16 protein-coding genes and 1 tRNA gene are annotated in these 24203 nt (G+C 30.7%); 4 read left to right on the top strand and 13 right to left on the bottom strand.

Translation table 11 applies throughout. The features are described 5' to 3' along the window. Position 1: 1 nt before the first annotated feature. From rpmI to ACTTBM_RS06145, 4 genes are read right to left on the bottom strand one after another with little or no spacing between them, the layout of a single operon-like run. Positions 2 to 208: a 50S ribosomal protein L35 gene (gene rpmI, locus ACTTBM_RS06160; RefSeq protein WP_023854436.1), complete on the bottom strand. Its 207-nt coding sequence runs from the start codon at positions 206 to 208 to the stop codon at positions 2 to 4. A gap of 53 nt (positions 209 to 261) precedes the next feature. Next, a complete protein-coding gene (gene infC / locus ACTTBM_RS06155) occupies positions 262 to 807 on the bottom strand; it encodes a translation initiation factor IF-3 (RefSeq protein ID WP_075505925.1) in 546 nt (181 codons plus the stop codon). After that, positions 808 to 2724: a threonine--tRNA ligase gene (gene thrS, locus ACTTBM_RS06150; protein WP_440635154.1), complete on the bottom strand. Its 1917-nt coding sequence runs from the start codon at positions 2722 to 2724 to the stop codon at positions 808 to 810. After that, complete coding sequence (locus tag ACTTBM_RS06145) at positions 2725 to 3879, bottom strand: glycosyltransferase family 4 protein (protein WP_440635153.1); 1155 nt, start codon at positions 3877 to 3879, stop codon at positions 2725 to 2727. Between the two features lie 42 nt (positions 3880 to 3921). On the opposite strand from ACTTBM_RS06145, the gene ACTTBM_RS06140 reads away from it, so the two are divergent. Further along, positions 3922 to 4668, top strand: a complete 747-nt coding sequence (locus tag ACTTBM_RS06140; protein WP_440635152.1) for an alpha/beta hydrolase — start codon at positions 3922 to 3924, stop codon at positions 4666 to 4668. Here ACTTBM_RS06140 and gltB read toward each other — a convergent pair. Both gltB and ACTTBM_RS06130 read right to left on the bottom strand, forming a co-directional pair. Then, a complete protein-coding gene (gene gltB, locus ACTTBM_RS06135; protein ID WP_440635151.1) occupies positions 4661 to 9166 on the bottom strand; it encodes a glutamate synthase large subunit in 4506 nt (1501 codons plus the stop codon). The two genes, ACTTBM_RS06140 and gltB, sit on opposite strands and share 8 nt — an antisense overlap. Then, positions 9166 to 10605: an NAD(P)-dependent oxidoreductase gene (locus ACTTBM_RS06130; RefSeq protein WP_440635150.1), complete on the bottom strand. Its 1440-nt coding sequence runs from the start codon at positions 10603 to 10605 to the stop codon at positions 9166 to 9168. The genes gltB and ACTTBM_RS06130 overlap by 1 nt, the downstream gene beginning before the upstream one ends. Positions 10606 to 10787: 182 nt before the next feature. Between ACTTBM_RS06130 and ACTTBM_RS06125 the strand changes: the two genes are divergently transcribed. Continuing rightward, positions 10788 to 11552, top strand: coding sequence for an undecaprenyl-diphosphate phosphatase (locus ACTTBM_RS06125; protein ID WP_440635149.1), 765 nt, complete (start codon positions 10788 to 10790; stop codon positions 11550 to 11552). Here ACTTBM_RS06125 and ACTTBM_RS06120 read toward each other — a convergent pair. From ACTTBM_RS06120 to aceE, 3 genes are read right to left on the bottom strand one after another with little or no spacing between them, the layout of a single operon-like run. Next, on the bottom strand, positions 11549 to 12442 hold the full coding sequence (locus tag ACTTBM_RS06120) for a DMT family transporter (protein ID WP_440635148.1): 894 nt from the start codon (positions 12440 to 12442) through the stop codon (positions 11549 to 11551). The two genes, ACTTBM_RS06125 and ACTTBM_RS06120, sit on opposite strands and share 4 nt — an antisense overlap. Positions 12443 to 12448: 6 nt before the next feature. Beyond that, positions 12449 to 13711, bottom strand: a complete 1263-nt coding sequence (locus tag ACTTBM_RS06115; RefSeq protein WP_440635147.1) for a 2-oxo acid dehydrogenase subunit E2 — start codon at positions 13709 to 13711, stop codon at positions 12449 to 12451. Then, a complete protein-coding gene (gene aceE / locus ACTTBM_RS06110; RefSeq protein WP_440635146.1) occupies positions 13711 to 16752 on the bottom strand; it encodes a pyruvate dehydrogenase (acetyl-transferring), homodimeric type in 3042 nt (1013 codons plus the stop codon). Before aceE ends, ACTTBM_RS06115 begins: the two co-directional genes overlap by 1 nt. Positions 16753 to 16899: 147 nt before the next feature. Here aceE and ACTTBM_RS06105 point away from each other — a divergent pair. After that, positions 16900 to 16976: transfer RNA gene (locus ACTTBM_RS06105), tRNA-Arg, on the top strand. Positions 16977 to 17092: 116 nt separating this feature from the next. After that, positions 17093 to 17518, top strand: coding sequence for a PaaI family thioesterase (locus ACTTBM_RS06100; RefSeq protein ID WP_440619311.1), 426 nt, complete (start codon positions 17093 to 17095; stop codon positions 17516 to 17518). A gap of 1 nt (position 17519) precedes the next feature. Here ACTTBM_RS06100 and ACTTBM_RS06095 read toward each other — a convergent pair whose 3' ends face one another. From ACTTBM_RS06095 to ACTTBM_RS06080, 4 genes are all read right to left on the bottom strand, one after another. Continuing rightward, positions 17520 to 19841 (bottom strand): TRAP transporter permease, encoded by a 2322-nt coding sequence (locus ACTTBM_RS06095; RefSeq protein WP_440635145.1) that lies wholly within the window; start codon positions 19839 to 19841, stop codon positions 17520 to 17522. A 72-nt stretch (positions 19842 to 19913) separates the two neighbouring features. Beyond that, positions 19914 to 20918 (bottom strand): TAXI family TRAP transporter solute-binding subunit, encoded by a 1005-nt coding sequence (locus ACTTBM_RS06090; RefSeq protein WP_262590104.1) that lies wholly within the window; start codon positions 20916 to 20918, stop codon positions 19914 to 19916. Between the two features lie 84 nt (positions 20919 to 21002). After that, positions 21003 to 22229 carry a pyridoxal phosphate-dependent aminotransferase gene (locus tag ACTTBM_RS06085; protein ID WP_440635144.1) on the bottom strand — a complete coding sequence of 409 codons (1227 nt, stop codon included), beginning with the start codon at positions 22227 to 22229 and terminating at the stop codon, positions 21003 to 21005. Continuing rightward, the gene (locus tag ACTTBM_RS06080; RefSeq protein WP_440635143.1) at positions 22230 to 24191 is read right to left on the bottom strand and encodes an acetoacetate--CoA ligase; all 1962 of its coding nucleotides are present in this window, start codon (positions 24189 to 24191) and stop codon (positions 22230 to 22232) included. Between the last annotated feature and the right edge of the window lie 12 nt (positions 24192 to 24203).

The following is a 24203-nucleotide window of genomic DNA, read 5'->3' as shown; positions in this document are numbered from 1 at the left end:
GTTACCCTCTTAAACTGTAAGGCATGTATGATTTAACAATTTTGCCATCTTGTTTGGACAAAGTTGTAGTGCCTCTTAATTTTCTAATTTGTGAATTCGTTCGTTTAATCATACCGTGTCTTTTACCTGCTTGAGCAGATATAACTTTGCCCTTAGCTGATATCTTAAATCTTTTTTTTGCTGAGCTTTTTGTTTTTAATTTTGGCATAATTCTGCGGACTTATACAAAGAATGTTGAAATTTTACAACCTCTATTAAGGCTTATAAAGGTTGAATTACCATGATCATTTGCTTCCCATCAAATTTAGGTTGCAACTCTACTCTACCAATATCCTTCATATCCTCTTTAATTTTACCCATCAATTCATTGCCTAAATGAGAGTGTTGGAGTTCTCGCCCTTTAAATCTGATAGTAAATTTTACTTTATCTCCTTTGGAAATAAATTTTTTTGCATTTTTGACCTTAAATTCATAATCATGAGTTTCAGTTACAGGTCTCATTTTAATTTCTTTTAATGAAATTATTTTTTGTTTCTTTTTTGCAAGATTTGCTTTTTTTTGTGCATCATATTTATACTTTCCCATATCCATTATTTTACAAACAGGTGGGTTAGCATTAGGTGCAATTTCAATTAAATCCAAACCTTGGTTTTTTGCCATTGATATAGCTTCATTAGTGCTTATCACTCCAAGATTTTCACCATCACTTGCAATTACTTGAACGTCTGGTGAAGATATTCGGTTATTAGACCTTGGACCTCTATCCTTTGTTCTTCTTTGAAAGTAATTTTGTTTGAAATCTGCCACTTAGTTTGATGATGCTTTATTTAAAGCAGAGAAAGTTTTTAAAAATAAATTTATGTCCATATTTTCTTGTTTATTAGAGTCTAATCTTCTAATCGTTACTGAATTGGAGTCAACTTCTTTTTTACCACAAATTAATAAAAGAGGTATTTTTGCTAAAGAATGATCTCTAATTTTATAGTTTAAGTTATTATTTTTAATATCAACTGCAGAACTTATGCCTGCCTCTTTAATTTTTTTAGAAACTTCTATTGCATAATCATTAAATTCTTCTGAAATTGGAATTACCATTGTTTGCAAAGGTGAAATCCAAAAAGGAAATTTTCCAGCATAATTTTCAATCAATATCCCAATAAATCTTTCTAGAGAACCAAACAGCGCTCTATGAAGCATAACAGGAACTTTTTTTGTTCCGTCCTTATCAACATATGATGCATCTAATCTACCAGGTAAATTTAAATCAACTTGTAAAGTTCCACATTGCCAATCTCTTCCGATAGCATCTCTTAAAACAAATTCAATTTTTGGCCCATAGAAGGCACCTTCACCTTTATTAATACTATACTCTAACTTAGAGGCTTTAACTGCTTCAAGAAGTGAGGCTTCTGCCTTGTCCCAAACCTCATCATCTCCAACTCTAACTTCTGGTCGATCTGCATATTTTAAAATTACATTTTCAAAACCAAGGTCTTTATAAATATCTAAAATTAAATTTGTTACATTTAAACACTCACTCGTAATTTGATCTTCCGCACAAAAAATATGCGCATCATCTTGTGTAAAAGCTCTTACTCTAAGTAAACCATGTAAAGCACCTGATGGTTCGTAACGATGAACCTTACCAAATTCTGTTATTCGTAATGGAAGATCTCTATAACTTTTCAATCCCTGATTAAATACTTGTATGTGACCAGGACAATTCATTGGTTTTATCGCAAACACTTTTTCATCAGGAGTTTCTGATGTGTACATATTCTCTCCATATTTTTCCCAGTGACCAGATTTTTCCCACAATTGTCGGTCTAAAATTTCAGGCGTATTTACCTCTTTGTATCCAGCAGCATCTTGTCTGCTTCTCATATAATTAATTAATTTTTGAAATAATGCCCACCCTCTCTCATGCCAAAAAACTGAGCCAGGACTTTCTTCTCTAAAATGAAACAAGTCCATTTCTTTTCCTAATTTTCTATGATCTCTTTTTTCTGCTTCTTCTATTCTTTTTAGATGATCATCTAAATCTTTTTGAGAAGCCCAGCTTGTACCATAAATTCTTTGAAGCATTTCATTGTTTGAGTCACCTCTCCAATAAGCTCCTGAAACTTTCATTAATTTAAAGTATTTTCCAATTTTACCTGTTGAGGAAAGATGGGGTCCTCTACAAAGATCATGCCAATCTCCATGAAAATAAATTGAAACATCTTCATTCTCCGGTATTGCCTCAATTAACTCAGCCTTATAAATTTCGCCTTTTTTTTTAAAATGATCTATGGCTTTATTTCTATCCCAAACCTCCCTTTTGGTAATCTCGTCTCGATCAACAATTTCTTTCATTTTATTTTCAATCTTTGTTAAATCATCTTCTGTAAACGGATCTTTTCTAGCAAAATCATAATAAAATCCGTTTTCAATTACAGGGCCAATCGTAACTTGTGTTCCTGGAAACAATTCTTGTACTGCCATTGCTAATATGTGAGCAGTATCATGTCTAATGGTTTCTAAACCCTCAGGATTTTTAGATGTAAAAATTTTTACAGAACAATCTTTCTCAATTAAATGTTCTAAGTCTTTTAACTCGCCATCTACACTTATTACCATTGCTTGTTTAGCTAATGATTTGCTAATTTTTTCTGCTACTTCTAATCCAGTAACTTTATTTGGGAAATCGATATTATTTCCATCAGGTAATGTAATTATAGGCATTTAATTTATTAATCTTTTATACTCTGAATAAGTAGAAAAGCACATTTTTTCAACATTAAATTTTTGAACTATATTTTTTCTTCCTTCAACACCAATTAATTTTAATTGAGTTTCGTTAATTGTCAGCGTTTTTAAAATTTTCCGACTTAAAGACTTTGCATCACCCGCTTTAAATAAATAGCCTGTTTTTTCATCAACGACAGTCTCATTAGAGCCACCAATATTACTAGCAATAATTGGTTTCTCCATAGACTGGGCCTCTACAGCAACTCTACCAAAAGCCTCTGGTTCAATAGAAGCTGAAACAATAATGTCAGAAACTTTGTAAGCTAATGCCATATCTTTACAGTGATCGATAAATCTTAGCTGTTTAGTCAACCTATATTGTTCTGAAAGTCTTATTAGTTTTTTTTTATACAAATCTCTTCCCTGATCACTTCCAAGGATAACAGCATAAAATGCCTCATAACCTAACTCAATATTTACAAGATTGATTGCTTCAATAAATACCTCTTGTCCCTTCCAGGTAGTTAATCTACCAGGCAAAAGTATAATCTTTTTATCTTTTTCTATCTCCCATTGTTTTAATAATTTTTTCTGTTCAGTTTCAAGTTTTGTGGTAGGGTCAAAATAATCAACATTAATTCCTCTAAATACTACTAACAATTTTTTTTTTTGATTTAAGTAATTTGAATAATTTTCTTTGATGTGGGAAAAAATAAAGTTTGATCCTGCAATAATTAAGTCAGATCGAACCATTACTGAATTATATAATTTTTTCAAATTACTTTTAAAATTATAAGTTCCATGAAATGTAGTCACAAACTTTCTACTTGTTATCTTGGAGGCTATTAAGCAAGACCATGCGGGCGCTCTACTTCTAGCGTGTACTATCGAAATATTATTAAATAAAATGATAAAAGTTAAAATTATTGCATTAATTAAAATTAATATTGGGTTTTTACTTTGAACTGGAAGTCTAAAAACTTTTACTTTACTTTTATCTACAAATTTAAGTAACTCACCACCACTAGTAACTATAAATGATTTACAACCGTTTTCTGGCAAATAGTGAGCAATATCATAACAACCGGTCTCTGCACCGCCATATCCAAGTTTTGGGATTACTTGCAAAACTTTTAAATTAGATGACATTTGGTATGATTATATATTAATTAGCAATTCTTATAAACGATTATGGCAAATTTCAGATTCCACAAAATTTCAAAGACTAAGAAAATTAGACATATTTGTAAAATTTATAAAAATGCTCCATTCATAGTTTTCTTACATGGATTTATGTCAGATCTTGAAGGAAAAAAGCCAGAAGCTTTTTTAAAATTTGCAAGAAAAAATAAAATAAGTTTTCTTGCTTTAGAATATTCAGGTCATGGAAAATCTACAGGTAAATTCACAAATGGAAATATTTCAAAATGGACTAAAGAAACTTCTACATTGATAAATAAATATATAAAAAATAATAATTTTTATGTCATTGGTTCAAGTATGGGCGCTTGGATTGCTTTAAGACAATTCAAAATATTTAAAAAACAAATTATGGGATTTTTAGGAATTGGGTCGGCACCCGAGTTTTTAGAAAATTTGATGTGGAAAAAATTTTCTAAGAAAATAAAGCAAGAAACAATCCGAAAAGGCATATACCACCTAAAACATGGGAATTATGAGTATCCAATCACTTATCAGCTTATAAAAGATGGAAGAAAAAATGGAGTTTTAAATAAAAAAATAAACTCAAAAATTAATGTTACCATGGTGCATGGTGAGTATGATGAAGCTGTACCGGTAAGTTATTCTAGAAAAGTTTTAAAATTATTTCCAAAAGCAAAAAAGAAATTAATCATTGTAAAAAAAGGTGACCACAGCTTATCAAATAAGAAATGGCTTAATATAATTTTAAAAGAATTAAAATTATTAATTAACTAACTTCTTTTATAACTTTTTTTAAACTGATAGGGTTTTTTAGTTTATCTAACATTTCTTTAGGACAAACTTGAATGAAATTATTAATTTCATTATCATAATTTTCAATTATTTTTTTAGATAACAAAGATCCTGTCTCTTCATGGTGTTCTTTGATTAAATTTTTTAAATTTTCTTTCCAATAATCTGTTTCAACATTCTGCCAAACTACTGACTCTGAGTTTACTTTTTTTTCAAATTCTTTTGATTTGTCATAGATAAATGCCATACCACCTGTCATACCAGCAGCAAAGTTATCTCCAACATCTCCTAGAATTACTACAGTTCCACCAGTCATATACTCACATCCATTCGAGTCACATCCCTCAATAACTGTAACTGCACCTGAATTTCTTACAGAGAATCTTTCACCAGCTTGACCGGCTGCAAAAAGTTTTCCAGATGTTGCTCCGTATAGAACTGTATTTCCTAAGATAGTATTTTCATTTGAAACTAAGTTACTTTCCTCTGGTAGTCTTATAGAAATTGTAGCTCCTGAAAGACCTTTGCCGACATAATCATTTGCATCACCTTTTAATACTAACTTCAAACCTTTGGATGAAAAGGCTCCAAAAGATTGACCAGCTGATCCTTTAAAGTTTAATACTAAAAAATTATCATCAAGTTTTTCATAACCATATTTTTTATATAAATGATGAGAAATTCTTGTCCCAACTGCTCTATGTGTATTTTTAATTAAATATTCTTTTTCAATTTTTTCAGAATTATCTAAAGCCTTTTCAATCTCCGGCCATATTTCTTGGTCTAGAGTATCTGGCACTGAATTAATTTCTTGGTTTTCACAATATCTAGTATTGTTCCCAGTATCTGCTTGAACAAATAAAGGATTTAAATCTAAATCATCTAAATTATCTGAACCCTTGCTAACTTGTCGAAGTAAGTCAGTTCTACCAATAATATCATTTAATGATTTAAAACCTAATTTAGCTAAAATTTCTCTAACCTCAGTTGCTATAAACGTAAATAGATTAACAACCTTATCTGGTGTTCCAGTAAATTTTTCTCTTAATTTTTCATCTTGAGTACAGACACCAACGGGGCATGTATTCGAATGACATTGTCTTACCATTATGCATCCCATTGCAACTAGAGCAGTTGTTGCAACTCCATACTCTTCTGCTCCCATCATGGCTGCTATAACAACATCTCTACCTGTTTTAATCCCTCCATCAGTTCTAAGTGTAACTGTGTGTCTAAGATTGTTTAATGTTAAAACCTGATTAGCCTCTGTTAATCCCATCTCCCATGGAATACCTACGTATTTTACACTTGTTTGCGGAGTAGCTCCAGTTCCACCGTTATGTCCTGAAATTAATATTATGTCTGCTTTTGCTTTGGCAACTCCTGCAGCAATAGTCCCAACTCCTGAGGAAGCAACTAGTTTTACTCCAATTCTTGCTTTTGGATTAATCTGTTTTAAATCATAAATAAGCTGCGCAAGATCTTCAATTGAATAAATATCGTGGTGTGGTGGAGGAGAAATTAGTGTTACTCCAGGCGTTGAGTGTCTTAACTTTGCTATTTCATCGGTAACTTTGAAACCTGGGAGTTGTCCACCTTCTCCTGGCTTTGCACCTTGTGCAATTTTTATTTCAATCTCATTGCAATTGTTTAAATAATTAACTGTTACACCAAATCTTGCTGAAGCTATTTGTTTTACTCTTGAGTTTGCACTATCTCCATTATCTAACACTTTAAATCTTTTTTCATCTTCACCACCTTCACCACTACAAGAAGCACCTTTAATTCTATTCATGCCTGTAGCCAAAGTTTCATGTGCCTCTTTAGATAAAGCACCATGAGACATGCTTCCACTTCCAAATCTTTTTAAAATATTTTCTATTGGTTCTACTTCTGAAATATCTATAGCTCCCTTTAATTTTTTTTCTCTAAAATCAATTAAGTCCCTCAAATTTATTGGTGGTAAATTATAAATACCCTCTGCATATCTTTTATAAGCGTCATAAGAATTAGAACCAACTGCACTTTGAAGTAAATGTATTAGTTTGCCTTGATATTGGTGTGTTTCTCCATTTTTTCTATATCTATAAATCCCTCCAATAGGAAGAATTGTATCAGTGCTTTCAAATGCTTCTTTGTGAATTGCTCTTATTTTTTTTTCGATTCCAGTAAGTCCAATACCAGAAATTTTAGATACAACTCCTGGAAAATAATCTGAAACAATAGTTCTACTTAATCCAACAGTCTCAAAATTGCATCCACCTCTGTAAGAACTTAAAACAGAGATACCCATCTTAGACATAATTTTTAATAAACCTGCATTTACAGATTTAATGTATCTTTCAACACATTCTTCAAAGCTAAACTTTCCAAATAATTTTTTTTCAAATCTTTGATATAAACTGTCGAACGCCAAATAAGGATTTACTGTTGTTGCTCCAACACCAATTAAAGTTGCAAAAGAGTGTGTATCTAATGCTTCTCCAGATTGGACATTGATTGACACATACCCTCTTAATTTTTTCTCAATTAAAAAAGAGTTAATTGCACCAACTGCAAGCAGCATTGGAATTGGAAGTTTTGAAATTGATAAATCTTTATCGCTAAGAATTAATTGTGTAACACCTTGTCTAACAGCAATTTCTGCATCTTTTTGAATTTTTTTAATAGCTTCGTACAAACTGTTACTTTCTTCAAAAGTACAATCAATTATTGTTGAATTATTTCCAAAAAAATTGATGAATTTTTCAAACTGAGAATTAGATAAAATTGGGCTATTAAGAACATAAATATTCTGTTTTGTTAAATTATCAAAATCTAGAATATTGCCTAGATTTCCAAATCTTGTTTTTAAACTCATCACTTTGTTTTCTCTTAAAGAATCTATTGGTGGATTTGTAACTTGGCTAAAATTTTGTCTAAAAAAATGATACAGAGGTCTATATTTATCTGATAGCACAGCTAAAGGGGTGTCATCGCCCATTGATCCTGTAGCCTCTTTTGCATCCTCAGCCATAGGGTGTAAAATTAATTCAAGATCCTCTAAACTAATTCCAAAAGTATATTGTCTTCTTCTTAAATCATCCCCTGAAAAAGAATTTTTTTCATCTTCAATCGTTAGTTTGTCATCTAAATCAATAATTTGTGAATTAAAATGTTTATACTCTTTTGCTAAGTAATCCTTAATTTGTTTATTAGTAAATACTTTACCTTTTTCTATTCTTACTCCTATAATTTCTCCAGGACCTAATCTTCCTTTTGATAAAATTCTTTTTTCATTTAGTTCGATCATCCCAGTTTCTGAGCCTGCAAACAATAACTTATCCTTTGTGATTGCATATCTTAAAGGTCTTAATCCGTTTCTATCATTTGCTGCAATAACCCACTCATTGTCAGTTCCGGCTATAGCGGCAGGCCCATCCCAAGGTTCCATTGTGCTATTTAAAAAATTAAATAACTGCTGATGATCTTTTGGCAAAGTCTTATTCTTCTTAGACCATGCATCTGGAACTAACATTAGTTTAGCTAATGGTGCAGGTTGACCTGAAATGTTTAATAATTCGAAAACATTATCTAAAGCTGCAGAATCTGAGGCTCCTTGTTGAATAACTGGCTTAAGATTTTCTATATCATCAAATAATGGACTATTCATTTCTTGCTCATGAACTTTCATCCAATTTTTATTTCCTCTATAAGTGTTAATTTCTCCATTATGTGCAATTGCTCTGAATGGTTGAGCAAGATTCCAGCTTGGAGCCGTATTGGTTGAAAACCGCTGATGAAATATTGCGTATCTTGATACAAATCTTTCATCATTTAAATCTAAATAAAATTCTGAAATTGCTTCAGCTAAAAACATTCCTTTGTAAATAATTGACTTTGAACTTAATGAACAAATATAAAAATTATTTAATGATTTTTTGAAAGCTTCGTTTTCGATTTTTCTTCTTGTCTCATAAATTTTTCTCTCCAAATCTTTATTTGTAAGCTCTTTATTATGAGGTTTGAAAAGTACCTGAATAATTTCAGGCATAGTTTGAAAAGCTTTTTCACCTAAAACCTTTGGATTAACAGGAACTTGTCTCCAGCCATAAATATTAAAATCATTTTTCGTTAGTTCGCTTTCAACAATTGTTTTACAGCTCTCTTGTGCTGCATAGTCATTACGTGGAAGAAAAATCATTCCTACGCAGATTTCAGAATTATCGTGTGTGTGTCCAGTAACCTCAATTTTTTCTATAAAAAAATCTTTTGGAATTTCTACGTGAATTCCAGCTCCATCTCCTGTTTTTCCATCGGCATCTACCGCACCCCTGTGCCAAACAGCTTTTAAAGCTTCAATTCCATACTCAACAACATTCCTGGATTTTTTTCCCTCTGTTGAAGCTATTAAACCTACTCCACAAGCATCATGCTCCATATCTTCAGAATAGACATTGTTTTTCTTAAGTAGATCAAAATTTTTTTTATAAGTTTTCATTAAGCAACTTTTTTCTCATTTTTGGATTTTGTTTCTAAATAATTTTTTATGGAAACTGCTGCGTCTCTCCCATCTTTAATTGCCCAAACAACTAATGAAGCTCCTCTAACGATATCTCCAGCCGCAAAAACACCACTTAGATTAGTTTCCATAGTATCAAAATCTGTTTTTATTGTTCCCCATTTTGTAACTTGAAGTTCATTGCTATCAAATAAATTAGGTAAGTCCTCTGGATCAAATCCAAGAGCTTTAATAACCATATCTGCTTTTATTTCATAACTTGATCCTTCTTGTACTTCAGGTTTTCTTCTGCCAGTTTCATCTGGTTCACCTAACTTTATTTGATCTACAATTAAATTTTCTACCTTATTAGTCCCTTTAAATTCTTTAGGACTAGATAGCCATACAAATTCAACACCCTCTTCTTCAGCATTTGCAACTTCTCTTGCTGAACCAGGCATATTTTCTTTATCTCTTCTATATAAACATTTTACTGATTTTGCTTTTTGTCTTATTGAAGTTCTCACACAATCCATTGCTGTATCACCTCCACCAATTACAACAACATCTTTTCCCTCAGCATTTAGAATTCCCTTGTCAAATAATTCAACATCATCGCCCAATCCTTTCTTATTTGATGCTGTAAGAAAATCCATTGCTGGAAAAATGTTATCTAAATCATTACCTGGTAAATTAACTTCTCTTGCTTTGTAAACTCCTGTTGCAATTAATACTGCATCATGTTTTTTTCTTAATTGCTCTAAGCTTGCATCCTTTCCAACTTCAAAATTTTGTATGAATTCTATTCCACCATCTTTTAAAAGCTTTGTTCGTCTTTGAACTATTTCTTTTTCTAATTTAAAATTTGGAATTCCATATATTAACAATCCTCCAGCTCTATCATAACGATCGTAAACTGTAATTTTATAGCCATTTTTTCTTAACTGTTCTGCCGCCGCTAATCCGGCAGGACCAGCTCCTATAATTCCAACACTTTGATTTTTTTCATTTGTAACTTCAATTGGTTTAACCCAACCTTGTTCCCAGGCGTTATCTGTTATATATTTTTCAACAGAACCAATTGTAACTGTTCCGTGACCAGACTGCTCAATTACACAATTTCCCTCGCATAATCTATCCTGCGGACAAATTCTTCCACAAACCTCAGGCATATTGTTAGTGCTTTGGGAAAGCTCGTATGCTTCTTTTAATCTTCCTTCAGCAGTTAACTTTAGCCAATCAGGAATATTGTTACTTAAAGGACAATGAACCTGACAGAAAGGAACTCCACATTGAGAACATCTGCTTGATTGCTCTTTAGCTTTTTCATTGATATATTCGTCATATATCTCGTTAAAATCCTTTTTTCTTTGATCAACCTCTCTTTTAGGTGGAGTTTGTTGACCTATTTTTATAAATTTTAACATTTTGTCAGTCATATAAAATATAATTTTAGGCAAATTATATAATGATTTTGTTTAATAAAGCATTAAATAGGTCATATTTATTGACCTTTAAGCTCTCATTTTTGTTATAAATAAACAGGTTTCTAATAAATGCATAGCTACTATGATCAAATCGTATTGTTTGAAATATAAGCTTTATAAGCTACGAAGAAATTATGTTTCAGAATATTATAGAAGTTTTAATCCTTTCAGTAATTCAAGGGGTTTCAGAATTTCTTCCGATAAGTTCTTCTGCACATTTAATTTTAGTTTCAAGTTTATATGAATTTAAATCTAGCTCATTACTAATTGATATAAGCCTTCATCTTGGATCTCTTTTTGCAATAGTTTATTACTTTAAAGAAGAGTTATTAAACATAAATAAAAATAAAAGATTAATAAGTTTAATTGTTATTGGATCTATTCCATTAATAATCTTTGGATATTTTTTGTATACCACAGGGCTAATTTATAGTTTACGAAACATTGAAACTATTGCATGGACAACTTTAATATTTGCGGTTGTTTTATATATCTCTGACAAGAGTCGTTTTGATAAAAAAATTTCTACAAATTTAAATATTCAATCAATTCTATTTATAGGAATAATGCAAATTTTATCATTGATACCTGGAGTAAGCAGAGCAGGTATTACAATAACAGCTGCGAGAATTTTAAAATTTAATAGAGTAGATTCGAGTAAAATATCTTTTTTACTATCTATCCCAGCATTAGCTGGTGCAAGTGTACTTAGTTTAAAAGATATTTTTAATCAACCAACAGAATTTAATTATTTGGTAATAATTGCAATTATATCTTCTTTTATTCTTTCTTTTTTAACAGTTAAATATTTTTTAATTTTTATAAATAAGTTTTCTATGAATGCATTTGTAATTTATAGAATAATAATTGCTTTAGTATTGTTTAGTTTAATTTATTAAATTTTTTTTCTTTTTATAAGTGGGAGTAATTGTGATAATAAAACTCCACACAAAATAAAAAAACATCCAAGTATATTATTTATATCTAATACTTGATTTAAAATAAACCATGCAGCTACAGTTGCAAATACACCCTCAAGGGAGAAAATAATTGCTGCTGGTGCAGGTGAAATATTTTTTTGTGCATAAATCTGTAATACAAATGCAAATCCTCCAGATAATATTCCAGCATATAATATAGAATATATTTCCATTAGAATGTTGTTCCAAACAAATTCTTCATAAAGAATTCCAATGAAAAAAGATAAAATAGCTACGATTAAAGTTTGAATTGCTCCAATTGTAAGTGGAAGATTGTATTTAGAAATAATAATTCCAGTAAATATAATATGTGTGCTCCAAAATAAAGCTCCTAGTACAACCAAAGTATCTCCCAACCTAACAGTTGCATCGTAAAAATTTGTTAATAAATATCCTCCAATTAAACATAAAATTACTGAAGGCCATACACTCCAATGAATTGATTTTTTTCCGAACAAATAAATTATGATAGGCACCATAGGTACATAAAAGATCGTAAAAAAGGCTGCATTTGCAACATCTGTATAGAGCAAAGCAACCTGTTGTAATGCAGAACCTAAAAATAAGGATAATCCTATTAAAGACACATAATTTATAAATGTTTTTTTATCTGTCTTTAATTCTGATTTAAAATTTTTTAACTCAAATAAAATTACGAGTGGGGTAATAGCTAAAAAACCAACAAAAAATCTAACAGCATTAAATGTGAAAGGACCAATATTGTCCATACCAGTATCTTGAGCAATAAAAGTTGTGCCCCATATAAAAGTACATAACAAGGCACTAAATAGGGAAATGGGTTTGGACATTTTAGACTATACAGCTAGCTTATAAGCAAAATTTTTGCCTAAGTTTTCTTTAAGATCATTGTTAAATCTTGCTGCCTCAGCACCATCAATAATTCTATGATCATAAGACAAAGAAATCGGTAACATTGTTCTAGTTTGAAACTTTCCATTTATATAAATTTGTTTTTTCTCTGATCTTCCTACTCCTAAAATTGCTACTTCAGGATAATTTATTATTGGTGTAAAAAATGATCCACCTATTCCACCCAAACTAGTAATGGTCATCGAACCACCAAACAATTCTTTTTTGTCTATTTTTAAATTTCTACAAAGCTCGCTTACCTCTCTCAGCTCTCTACTAATATGAGAAATTTTTTTATTATTAGCGTTTCTAATTTTTGGAACCATTAGTCCATTTGGAGTGTCTACAGCTATACCTACATGGTAATATTTTTTCATTGTCATTTTGCCGGTTTCAATTTCATCAATTGAGGAATTAAAACTTGGAAACTTTTGGAGCGAAGCAACTAAGGCTTTTACAATAAATGCTAAAGGAGTAATTTTAATTTTTTCTCCTGTATAAATATCAGTCAAAGAATTTCTGAAGCTTTCCATTTCTGTAATATCAGCCTCATCATGATTTGTAACATGAGGTATAGTGGTCCATGAATTTGTTAAGTACTTTGATGATAATTTTTTTACTCTTGGTATATCTGTGATCTCTATTTCACCAAAATCTGAATGCTCAAATTCATTTTTAATTTTGTTTGATTTTTTTTCCTCAACAACTTCAACTTTATTATTTGATCTTAACGCTACAAATTTTTTTATATCATCTTCAACTACTCTTCCATCTCTCTCGCTTCCTAAAACTTTATTTATATCTACACCGAGTTCTCTAGCAAATTTTCTAGCTTTTGGGCTTGCTGATGAAATGTTAGATACATTATTTAAAACTTTAGTTTCTTGTTGAACTTCAGGTTCTATTACTTCAATTTTTTTGAACTCTTTTTCTATTATTGGCTTTTGTTCAACTTTTTGATTTATCTGTGATGACTTTTCTAAAGTTAAAATTAAATCTCCTTCAGATACTTTATCTCCAACTTTTATATTTAAGTTAGAAATTTTACCTTCAAAACTAGATGGTATTTCTACGCTAGACTTATCACTTTCTATTGTAATTAAAGGGTCATTTTTTTTAATTGATTGGCCTTTTTTTACTAATACCTCAATAACCTCAACATCTTTAAAATCTCCTATATTTGGTACCTTAATTTCAATATCTAACATTATAATTTTGTTGGCATAGGTTTATCGCCATCAATTTTGTATTTTTTCATAGCATCTTTTGCATATTTTGAAGCTATCAATTGTTCTTTTGCTAAAATACTTAATCCATAAGCTACTAAATGTTCTTTATCTACCTCAAAGAATTTTCTTAAATTTTTTCTAGTATCACTTCTTCCAAAACCATCTGCACCTAGAGAATAAAAGCTCTTATTGTTTGTGTAAGGTCTTATTTGATCAGAGTTCATTCTCATATAATCAGATGCTGCCATAATTGGTCCTTCAGTACTTCCAAGACATTGCTCTACATATGATTTTTTAGGAGTTTTGTCCGGATTTAGAAGGTTATATCTTTCAACTTCCATCCCATCTTTTCTTAACTCATTAAAACTTGTAACACTCCATATTTCACTATCAATTTGATAATCGTTTTGTAAAATTTCAGCTGCTGACATCATCTCTCTTAATATCGTTCCTGAGCCTAAAAGTTGAAGTTTCGTTTTTTTATATTTGCTAAATTCCTTTATCTTATACATTCCTTTAAGAATTCCCTCTTCACAATTTTTATCCTTAGGCATTTCAGGATGTGAATAATTTTCGTTCATTGTTGTAATATAATAAAAAACATTTTCTTTCTTCTCATGCATTCTTCTTAGACCCTCTCTAAAAATAGTTGCCAATTCATAGTGAAATGTAGGATCATAAGTTACACAATTAGGAATTGTTGATGCAATCAAATGACTATGTCCGTCTTGATGTTGTAATCCTTCACCTGCTAATGTTGTTCTTCCAGCTGTTGCACCAACTAAAAAACCTCTAGCTTGGCTATCACCAGCAGCCCAAGCTAAATCTCCAATTCTTTGAAATCCAAACATAGAATAAAAAATATATATCGGTATCATTTCAATATCATGATTTGTGTAAGCAGTTGCAGCTGCTATCCAAGAAGACATCGCTCCTGCCTCATTAATTCCTTCTTCAAGTACCTGTCCACTTTTATCTTCTCTATAAGAACTTAGTTGTGCAGCATCTTCGGGCTCATATTTCTGTCCTTCATGAGCGTATATTCCAATTTTTTGAAAAAAACCTTCCATACCAAATGTTCTAGCTTCATCTGGGATAATTGGAACTAATCTAGGTGAAATATTTTTATCTCTTAACAAATTAGTTAACATTCTGACCAGCGCCATTGTGGTAGACATTTCTTTTTCACCAGTTGAAACTTTCATAAAATCAAAAATATCTTTTGATGGTGCTTTAATAGGTTTTGCAAAGGTTGATCTCTCTGGCAAATAACCTCCCAGTTTAAGCCTTCTTTCTTTTATGTATCTAATCTCTGGAGATTTTTCATCAGGCTTAAAGTATTCTATGTTTCTAACTTGTTCATCAGTTAGAGGAACATCAAAACGATCTCTATAATACATAAGATCATCCACATCTAATTTTTTAGTTTGGTGAGTAGTGTTTACACTTTCACCTGTTTTTCCCATTCCATATCCCTTGATTGTTTTTGCAATAATAACAGTTGGACTTCCTTGGTTTTTAATTGCTTTATCATAAGCTGCGTATACCTTATGGGGGTCATGTCCTCCTCGATTTAATCTCCAAATATCTTTATCTGACATAGATGAAACCATCTCCAAAGTATCTGGATTTTTTCCAAAAAACTTTTCTCGTACATATGCACCATCTCTTGCTTTCATGGCTTGGTATTCACCATCTACAGTTTCATTCATAATTTTTACTAATTGACCAGATTTGTCATTAGCTAATAATGAGTCCCAATATGAACCCCAAATAACTTTTATTACATTCCATCCAGCACCTCTGAAGCTACCTTCAAGTTCTTGTATAATTTTTCCATTTCCTCTTACAGGTCCATCAAGTCTTTGGAGATTACAATTAATTACAAAAATTAAATTATCTAGTTTTTCTCTAGCTGCTAATCCAATTGCACCCATGGATTCTGGTTCATCCATTTCACCATCTCCTAAAAAAGCCCAGACCTTTCGTCCTTCATCTTTAATCAATCCTCTATTGATTAAATATTTCATGTATCTTGCTTGATAAATTGCAAGCATTGGTCCTAACCCCATTGAAACAGTCGGAAATTGCCAAAAATTTGGCATTAGCCAAGGGTGAGGGTATGAAGATAATCCTCCAGGTTTTACTTCCTGTCTAAAACTATCTAATTGTTTCTCAGTTAATCTACCTTCTAAAAATGCTCTAGCATACATTCCAGGTGCACTGTGTCCTTGGAAATATACTAGATCACCTCCAAATTTATTGTTTTTTGCTCTCCAAAAATGATTCATTCCAACATCATATAAAGTTGCAGCAGATGCAAAGGTTCCTATGTGTCCACCTAATTCTGGAAATTTTTTGTTAGCTCTTACTACCATTGCAGCTGCATTCCATCTGATCAGAGATCTTATTCTTCTCTCAATATTTTGATCTCCATTTGATTTTATTTCAGCCTCAGGAGGAATGGTATTTATATACGGAGTATTTTGGGTGTAAGGAATATTTGCTCCTTCACGATAGGCTTTGTTAATTAATTCCTTAATTAAAAAATGAGCTCTTTGATTTCCATCTTTTGAAATTACTGCAGATAAAGACTCTAGCCAATCTTGAGTTTCTAAAGGATCTGTATCTAATCCATTTGTAACTTGAATTATAGATTGTTTTTTTTCTTTAGCTGGCTCTGGAACATTCACCGGCTCCTCTTTATTTACAGCCATTGCTTCCTCAGCTTGTTTAATAATATTTTCTGTATCTTTAGGAAGATTGCTCTCTGGAAGACTTTTGGTTGAATTGCTTAAACTTAAAAGTAAATCACCTTTTGAAACTTTATCACCTACTTTGACATTAACGGTATCAATTTTTCCTGAAATAGTTGATGGGATTTCAACACTAGATTTATCACTTTCAATTGTAACTACTGGATCATTTTCCTTGATTGTGTCTCCTGGCTTTACAAGTAATTCTATTACCTCAACATTCTCAAAATCACCAATGTCAGGAACAAGTAGTTTTTCGCTCATTATTTAAAAGGCTTATACACTCAAATAAAATATATTTTTATGTTATTTTATCACATTAATTAATCTTTTTATGCAAAGCTGTGTTTTAATTGAACAAAATTTGTTAATAAAACCATAAAATACAGTATCTTTAATAAAATTAATTTTGGACCGCTGGCCAAATTGGATAAGGCGCTCGGCTACGAACCGGGAGATTCCAGATTCGAGTTCTGGGCGGTCCACCAAAAAGGAAAAAAATGATTGATTGGCTATTAAAAGCTTCTTTACAAAAATCAGTAATTTACTTTTTTATAATTATTACATTGTTATTATTGCTATTAACAATTGTATTGTAAATTTTATGAGTAATGAGTTTGAACAAATAAGTCTAACCCCAGGGTTCATGAAACATAATGGAGGTGTTTTGTTTAGAAACATCTCTGAAACTGAATATGAATTTAAATCTACTATAAATGAAAATCACTTAAATGCTGCAGGAATAACTCATGGAGGCTATCTATCAGCATTAATAGATGCTGGTGCTGGAACCGCAGCTCACAGATCTGCTGGTAACGCTCCATGTGTAACTATTTCATTAGATATTAAATTTATTGGTGCCTCAAAAGTTGGTGATGAAATTATTGGGCACACAAAAATATTAAAAAAAACAAATACATTAATATTTTTATTTTGTGAGCTAAAATGTAATAATAAAATTATAACATCAGCAACAGGTGTTTGGAAAATTTTAAAAGTTAAACCTTCAAACTTAGGTCCAGGTGGTTAATTTATTCTTTTCTTCTGATATTAAAATATCCACAAATAACTAATAAAATTAAAGCGATTGGATAAACTATATTTTTCGATGGTCTATCAAAGTTTTCAATTTTGAATTCACTAATATAATCACCCATTTCAAAACCATTTTTTTTTGCCTCTCCATTCCATTTTAAATTATCAACAATTATTTTTTCATCTTGCACCAATAAAGTAATCCCATAATCCTCTAGAGTAAAATGATCTTCAAAGGTATTTTTTGATATTACAAAAAGTTTATATCTTTCTCCATATAAACTGGGTCTTGTTACTTTAATTTGGATTTCTTTTTTTGAATCAAATTTTAATGAATTGATTTTATTAATTTCTTGATAATTATATTTTGGGTAAAATTTATTTAGAACAAAATCTGGAGACAATAAAGAAATAGAAATAATTAAAAAAATAATTATCTCATACCATTTAAGTCTATTTACAAACCAACCTTGAGTTGCTGATGTAAAAACTAAAATTCCGATTAATGATGTTATAATAACAATAAGCCCATGCCAGATATTCTCAATACCAATAAGTAAAAGTTCATGATTAAACAAAAAGACTATTGGTAATATTCCTGTTCTTAAACTATACCAAAATGCTTGAACTCCAGTCCTTAATGGGTCTCCTCCAGATATTCCTGCAGCTGCATAAGAAGCTAACCCTACTGGCGGTGTTACATCTGCCATCAGTCCAAAGTAAAAAACAAATAAATGAACTGCTATAAGTGGAAAAATAAACCCAGATGCATTTCCAACATCAACTAAAACAGTTGCCATCAAAGATGCAACCACAACATAGTTTGCTGTAGTTGGTAAACCCATTCCTAACAACAAACATAAAATTATTGTTAAAAATAATAGTATTGTGACGTTATCTTTAGCAATAGATTCGATAACAATAATTAAGTTTGTACTTAAGCCTGTTGAGCCAACTGCACCTACTATGATACCAGCTGTAGCAATTGCTATACCAACTGCTACCATATTCAATGCCCCTTTTTCAAAACCAACGATTGTTTGATTAAACCATTCTTTAAAAGAATCTTTAGAGTAATTATTTTTAATAATTAAGTTAATTAGATTTACTAAAATTAAAGTAATTGTTGCATAAAAAATTGAATACGAAGCAGTGAACCTTAAATAAACAAGAGTATAAATTAAAACAAAAATAGGAATTAAAAAGTGAATTCCAGATAAAAATGTTTTTTTCAAATTAGGAACATCGGCATCGTCCATTCCTTTGAGATTTAATTTTAAAGCTTCTAGGTGAGATATATAAAATAGAGCAATATAAGAAATAATTGCAGGTAAAAAAGCATGTTTAACTATTTCAAAATAAGTAACCCCAATAAAACTTGCCATTACAAATGCTGCGGCACCCATCACAGGCGGCATTATTTGTCCATTTACAGATGACGAAACCTCAATTGCACCTGCCTTTTCTTTAGAGAAACCTGTTTTTTTCATTATTGGAATAGTAAATGTTCCAGTAGTTACGGTATTAGCAATTGATGATCCTGAGATTAAGCCAGTCATTCCTGAACCTAGAATTGCAGCTTTGGCTGGTCCACCTCTCATTTTACCAACCATCGCAAAGGCTAAATCTAAAAAATATTTACCTCCACCTGCTGTTTCGAGTAAGGCACCAAATAAAACGAACAGAAAAATAAAATCTACAGAAACACCAATAGGGATTCCAAATATTGCCTCTTGATCCAACCATTGAAATCCTACTAATCTATTTAAAGACAAGCCTCCATGAGAAATTATCTCTGGTGCATACCTTCCAAAATATGAAAATAATAAAAAACAAGTTGCAATGATTACCAAAGGTAATCCAATTGCTCTTCTTGTGGCCTCTAAAAGTATTAAAATACCACATCCTCCTAAAATTAATTCCACTGGAAAATTGAATGTATCAGTGATTTTCAAACTTAAAAGAACACCACCCCTCTCTACTAATTGATCATAAAAAAAATAAATATAGAGACAAGAAAAAGCGCCCACAAAACTTATAATAATATCAAAAAATGAAATTTTTTTTCCTTTTGCTACTGGGTAGATTAAAAATGCTAAAGTTAATGCAAATCCTAAATGTATTGCTCTCGCAGGTAAACCTTTAAACATTCCAATATTCAACATAAATGGAAATGGTGATGCGTACCAAAGTTGAAATAAGGACCAAATGATAGCTATTGCAGAAACTACCTTTAAATGAAATCCAGTAATGTTTCTGGTTGGTGATAAATCTTCGCTTATTTTATTTTTTATATTGGCGCTAATTGAATCACTCATAAGAAATATTCATACCATAAAAAAAAGGCCCGGTAAAAATTACCAGGCCTTTTAAAAAGTAAAAAACTTAGATTACATTAATCCAGCTTCTTTATAATATTTAATTGCACCAGGATGTAGTGGAGCAGATAAACCATCTTTAATCATGTTTTTCTTTTCCAAAAATCCAAATGCTGGATGTTGTTTTTTGAAATCATCGAAGTTTTCAAAAACTGCTTTTGTAACTAAGTATACTAATTCTTCAGAAACATCAGCCGAAGTTACCACAGTTGCCTTAACACCAAATGTAGTAGCATCTTTTTTCTGTTTTGTATAAGTGCCTTTAGGAATTACAGCCTGCGCATAATAATCAGCACCATCAATTAAGCCTTGAACTTCTGGTCCAGTCAAATTGATTGGAGATGCTTTAGCAGCACAAGTTGCTGCTTGTTCCATTGCACCATTTGGAAATCCAACCGAATAACCAAATGCATCAATTTTACCATCACATAAAGCTTTCACTTGCTCTGAAGAAGTTAACTCTGTTGTTGATTTAAAGAAACTATTATCAACACCCATAGCTTTCATTAGCTCTTCCATAGTTCCTCTCTGACCAGAACCAGGGTTACCAATGTTTACTACTTTACCTTCTAAGTCTGCAAAATCTTTAATTCTTGCTTTTTTTCTAGCCCAAATTTGAAAAGGTTCGTTGTGAACTGAAAACACAGCTCTCAAATCACTAAACTGTTTTCCTTCCCATTTGCTTGAACCATTCACTGCGTGATATTGCCAGTCAGATTGAGCTACGCCAAATTGAAATTCTCCAGCTGCTATTTGTCCAATATTGTAGTTTGAACCACCTGTCGATGGAGCAGTACATCTATACGCTTTAGCTGTACCTTTTTTTCTACCGTGCTCAGCACTAATTGCTGATTTATGAAGCATTTTACATATAGCGTTACCTGTTTGGAAGTATACTCCAGTAGGTCCACCAGTTCCTATCGTGAAGAACTCAGCTGATTTAGCAACTGTAGTTAAAGACAGTGATGCAAATAAAATCAGTAAAGCACTTGATAGGGATGTGATTATTTTTTTCATTATTTTTCCCTCTCTATAATTGTATGTCGTTATTTTTTATAAACTAATCTTACCAAAAAATTATAATAGATGTATAGGCTGATTTTAAAGATTTTCTGACCATTTTTTTAAATTATCAACACCTTCTACAACCTTTGGTGCCAACTTTTCGATTATATTAAAATCAATAGATTGGTCTTCCTTAATATTATTCATGAATTTTTCTCCATCAAAATCAGTAAAGCTTAATCTTGCAAGCATTTTACTTTCATTAAATCCAAAATCTGATCCAGGCAATAATGCAACACCTGTTTCTTTTAAAATATTTTCACACATTCCTGATGAAGTTTTAAATTTAGAATTTAAAAATTCAGGCATTAAATAGAAACCTCCTTGAGGTTCATTAATTAAAATTTTGTTTGATTTTAAATTTTGATAAACATAATTGCCGACAGCCTTTAAAATATTTCTAGATTTATTAATGTATTCGCTATGATTGTTTTCATAAGCTTTTATTGCAGCATATTGTATAGGCGCGCTTACTGCTGAAAAGGTTTCACTCGCTAAAACATTAATCATGTTTTTTATGTCATTTAAGCTCTCTGGAACAATAAAATATCCCAATCTCCAACCACCAGCTCCACACCATTTACTTAGACCGGTACTGATAATTGTTTTTTCAGGACAAAAATTTGAAATAGACTTATAATTTTTTGTAAAAGTCAGTTCTGAATATATCTCATCAGATAAAATTATAAGATTATGTTTATTTGCAACATTAGAAATTTCTTCCAAATTTTCACAAACTTGCCCTGAAGGATTATTAGGGGAATTTAAAAATAATAAATAATTTTTATTTTTATCTTGTAATATTACTTCCTCTATTTCTTGAGCTGTAGGGAACCAATTATTTTCTCTTTTTGTTTGTAAAATTTGAATTTTGTTTCTTCCTAATATTGCTTGTGGCGCGTAAGAAACCCAACTTGGTGCAGGTAATATAATTTCACCATCGAATATTACATGAAGTAAAAACATCAACTCTTTAGAGCCTGGTCCTATAATGATATTTTCAGAATTATATTCATAATTTTTTTTCTTTGATGTGTATTTTGCAACAGACTGTCTTAGCTCTGAAAGACCTTGCATGGGCAAATATTTGTTTTGATACGCATTATTTTTAAGCTCCTCTACTACGTCTTGTGGAACTTTAAAGGGTGATTGTCCAAAACCAAATTTAAATATTTTTTTTCCTTCATCTTCAAGTTTTTTTGAAGCTTCATTAATTGCTAGCGTAGAAGATGGTTTTAAATCTTTAACTATATTTTTTAACATTTAATAACTTAACTGTTTCAAATTTTTGTATTGTTTTAATACTTCTGGGTTTGCTAAAGCTTCTTTATTTTTAACAACACTTCCTTCTATAGTGCTTTTAACTGCAAGCTCAACAATTTTACCACTTTTGGTTCTTGGAATATCTTTTACAACAATTACTTTACTAGGGATATGTCTTGGTGATGCATTTATTCTTATTTGAGTTTTTATTCTATTAAGTAAAGAATCATTAAGTATGTATTCATTACTCATTACAACAAAAAGAATTATTCTTATATCATTATCCCAAGATTGACCAACTACTAGTGCTTCTTTAATTTCTTTAAACTTTTCAACCTCAGAATATATTTCAGCAGTACCAAGTCTTACACCTCCTGGATTAAGGGTAGTGTCAGATCTTCCATGTATAATAAAACCATCGGTATTTCTTTTTTCAGCATAATCACCATGATGCCAAATATTTTTATATCTATTGAAGTAAGCTTTTTTATATTTTACGTCATTTTTATCATTCCAAAATTTAAGAGGCATTGATGGAAATGGATTTTTACAAACAAGTTCACCTTTAGAATTTTTTAAAGATTTGCCACTATCATTAAAGACATCAACATCTAAACCTAAGCCAGAATTTTGTATTTCACCAATATTTACTGGCTGATATACATTTCCTAAAACAAAACACGATACAATATCTGTACCACCCGAAATAGATGAGAGATGAACTTTCTTTTTAATATTTTTGTAAACATATTTAAAACCTTCACTTGATAAAGGAGAACCTGTTGAACATATTGTTTTTAGTTTTTGAAGTTTATATTTAAATTTAAGATTAGGTTCTAATTTTCTTAGAGCATCAATATATTTAGCACTAATTCCAAACAGAGTAATTTTTTCTCTTTGTGCTATTTTTAAAAGTAAATCACTTGATTTATACATTGGAGAACCATCAAAAAGTACTATTGATGCCTTTGAAGCTAACGAGCTTACTAACCAATTCCACATCATCCAACCACAAGTAGTAAAATAAAACACGTTATCATTTTCTTTTATATCGCAGTGTAATTGGTGTTCTTTCTTATGTTGAAGAAGAACTCCACCAGTTCTGTGGCAAATACATTTTGGTTTTCCAGTTGTTCCACTTGAATATAAAATAGTCAACTCACTTTCGAAATCATACTTTTTAAAATTTATTTTTTCAGATTGATTATGAATAATCTCACGCCATTTAATTAAATTTATTTTCTTATATTTACTTTTATTAGTGACATATTTTTTTCCAGGATAATTAACAATCACAACATTTTTAATTGACGGAATAGATTTTAAAATTTCAGATAATCTCTCTAATACATTAATTTTTTTCCCATTGTAAAAATACTGGTCTGTAATGAACAAAACTTTTGGATTAATTTGAGAAAATCTCTCAACAACACCTTTAATACCAAAATCAGGACTGCATGATGACCAAATGCTTCCTATAGTACTCGCTGCTATAAACGCCTCAACTGTCTCAATAGTATTAGGCATATAAGCTGCAACTCTATCTCCTTTTTTAATTTTAATTTCCTTTAAAAACTTTACAATTTTGCCTGTACTTAAATTTAATTCTCTCCAAGATTTTTCTTCTCTAAAGTCATTTTCGCTTATAAAAGTAATCGCCTTATCATCATTATTTTTTGACAATAAATTCTCACCAAAATTTAACTTACTACCTGGTAAGAATAAATTTTTATAAAATATTTTAGATTTTTTAATTTTTTTTTTACTTTTCAATCCTTTAATTTCTGAAAATTCCCAAAAATAATTCCAAAACTCAGGAGAATTTTTAATAGTCCAATTTAAAAAAGTTTTGTAATTTAAATTAAATTTTTTTTTGATTTTTTTTGAAATAAATTTCTCAAAAGCATAAAGATTTGAATTTTTTTTCTCTTTAAAAGATGCTTCCCAAAGTTTATTGGTCATTTTTATTTTTTT

The sequence above is a fragment of the Candidatus Pelagibacter sp. HIMB1746 genome, from assembly GCF_052047555.1.
Classification (GTDB): domain Bacteria; phylum Pseudomonadota; class Alphaproteobacteria; order Pelagibacterales; family Pelagibacteraceae; genus Pelagibacter.
Note: the sequence above shows the minus strand (reverse complement) of the source record. Positions and strands in the feature narration are given on the sequence as shown.